This is a genomic window from Saccharomonospora saliphila YIM 90502 (assembly GCF_000383795.1).
Classification (GTDB): Bacteria; Actinomycetota; Actinomycetes; order Mycobacteriales; family Pseudonocardiaceae; genus Saccharomonospora; species Saccharomonospora saliphila.
In genome coordinates this window covers 1-2413 of record NZ_KB912643.1, presented here as the reverse complement: position 1 = coordinate 2413, position 2413 = coordinate 1, and the positions used below count along the sequence as shown (strand labels likewise).

At 74.7% G+C, this 2413-nt stretch carries 2 protein-coding genes; one reads left to right on the top strand and one right to left on the bottom strand.

Translation table 11 applies throughout. From position 1 onward, the window contains the following. Positions 1 to 283 precede the first annotated feature (283 nt). The gene (locus SACSA_RS22030) at positions 284 to 1615 is read right to left on the bottom strand and encodes an MFS transporter (protein ID WP_019814885.1); all 1332 of its coding nucleotides are present in this window, start codon (positions 1613 to 1615) and stop codon (positions 284 to 286) included. Between the two features lie 169 nt (positions 1616 to 1784). On the opposite strand from SACSA_RS22030, the gene SACSA_RS0107985 reads away from it, so the two are divergent. Next, a complete protein-coding gene (locus SACSA_RS0107985; RefSeq protein WP_019814883.1) occupies positions 1785 to 2399 on the top strand; it encodes a TetR/AcrR family transcriptional regulator in 615 nt (204 codons plus the stop codon). Positions 2400 to 2413 lie beyond the last annotated feature (14 nt).

Sequence of the window (2413 nt, the reverse complement as noted above, 5' to 3'; positions counted from 1 at the left end):
CCGGCGCCGCCGCGGCGGCGCAGATCAACGGCGACCTCGTCGCCGAGGAGACCCGGCGGGCGGTCGAGGAGCACCGGAATCCCTTCTCGGCCCGGTCGGAGGCAGACCTGTGCGAGCGGGTGCTCGGCGATCGCCGCCACGGCTTGTGACGGACGGGCGGATCGTGCCGGGCGCCGCGACCCGCCCCCGTGCTCGGACCGGCCCGAGGCTCGAACCGGCGGGGGCAGTCACGGTGCCCAGCGCGGTGGTGCGCGCCACCCGCCCCGGACCGGCGTCCTGGCCGTCAGGACGCGGGAGTTCCGGCGGGCCGGTCGTGTTCCGAGGCGAACACCGCGCGGCGCAGCGGGAGCAATCCGAGCACCAGCAGCACCGCGGGCACCGCGGAGAAGCCGACGGTGATCGCGGTGACGGCGGTGTCCGGTTGCGGTGCGGTGGCGCCCGCGCTGGAGACGTAGCCTCCCGCCGCGAGCACGAGCCCGAACAGGCCGGGGCCCAGGGCCAGGCCCAGGGTCTCGGCCGCCGTCCACACTCCCGCGGTCACCCCGGCACGGGCGGCGCCCGTGCGCTCCTCCTCGGCGGTGATGAGGTCGGGCAGCAGCGCCAGCGGGAAGACCTGAATTCCGGCGTAGCCGACCCCGGCCGCCGCGACGAGGACGAACACCACGCCGAGCGGCAGTGTCCGCGCCAGCACCAGCGTTGCCAGCGCGAGAGCGAACACGACCGAGGACACGCGGAACCCGGCGAGCTTGCCCCCCGTGCGGCCGACGCGGTTCCACAGTGGCATGACCAGCAGGGCCGGTCCCACGAACCCCACGAAGAGCAACGACTGCAGGCTGGGGTCGCCGAGCACGTGCCGGGCGACGTAGTTCACCCCGGCCAGCAGTGTGCCCACCCCGAGCGACTGCACGAAGTAGACGCACAGCAAGCGGCGGAACGCGCCCCACCGGCGCATCGTGGCGACCAGCTCCCGCCAGTGCGGTGTGGGACCGCGCAACCGTCCCACGGGGGCGCCCCGGGTGCCGCGATGGACGGCCAGGGTGCCCCCGAGGATCACCAGCGCGATGACCACGCCCATCGTCCGGTACCCCGCCACGCCCCCGACGCCGCCGGCGATCGCGGGCGCCACCGCACCGGAGACGAGGACGGCCAGCGCGAGCACCGCGATACGCCAGGTCGTGAGCCGGGTGCGCTCGTGGTAGTCCTCGGTGAGCTCGGCGGGCAGCGCGTTGAACGGCACCTGGAAGAACGCGAACGCGGTGGCGCACACGAAGAACACGGCCACGACGTAGGCCGAGTCGGCTCCGGCGCCGCCGAGCCCGGGGTGGGCGAACAGCGCGGCGAAGGTGATCGCCACGGCGAGCCCGCCGAGCAGCAGCGACCGGCGCCTGCTGCCGGTGCGGACGAGGTCGGCGTCGGAGAGCCGCCCGGCCACCGGGTTGAACACGACGTCCCACGCCTTGGGCAGCAGCACGATCGCCCCGGCCGCCGCGGCGGGCACCGCCATCGTGTCCGTGAGGTAGGGCAGCAACAGCAGGCCGGGCACGGTGCCGAAGGCACCCGTGACGAACGAACCCAGCGAGTAGCCCAGGCGGGTCCCGGCACCGATTTCGGACATGCCCCTCCCGCGGTGATCGAATCGACGGCAGGCATCGTCGCACCCGCTCCGGCACGGCCCGCACCCGCGTCCCAGGTCCGCGCCCGCGTCCCGGGCACACGACCCCGGCGCGGTCGGCGGCCGCACCGGTTAACATCGACGACGCTCGTAGTCACTGACGGATCGGACCATGGCGGACGCGGAACGCACCTGGGCGGGCACGACGTTGTCCGACCGCCGCAGCGCCCGGCGTCGGCGGCTGCTCGACGCCGGGCTCGACCTGCTGGGCACCGGCGCCACGGTGAGCGTCCGGGCCGCGTGCCGGCACGCCCGGCTCACCGAGCGCTACTTCTACGAGAACTTCGCCGACCGCGACGAGCTGGTGGTCGCCGTGTACGACGAGGTCGCCGGACGGGCGCACGAGGTGCTCGTTGACGCGGTGTCCGGGGACGCCATCGGCGCCGAGGGCGGCGCCCGGCAGCGGGCGAGGTCGGCGGTGGCGGCATTCGTGACGCTGGTACTGGACGACCCTCGCCTGGGCCGGGTGCTGCTGCTCGCGCCGCTGGCCGAGCCCGCGCTGGCCCGCGTGGGTGGCCAGCGACTGCCGATGTTCGCCGACCTGGTGCGCGAACAGCTCTCCGACCGCGTCGACGAACAGGACCGCGTGCTGACCGCCACCGCACTCGTCGGCGGTCTGGCGAACCTGTTCAGCGCCTACCTCTCCGGAGCGATCGACGTGCCGCGGGAACGCCTCACCGCCCACTGCGTGCGCCTCGTGCTCGGCGCCGACGCCCTGCACTCCTGACCACCGCGCACGGG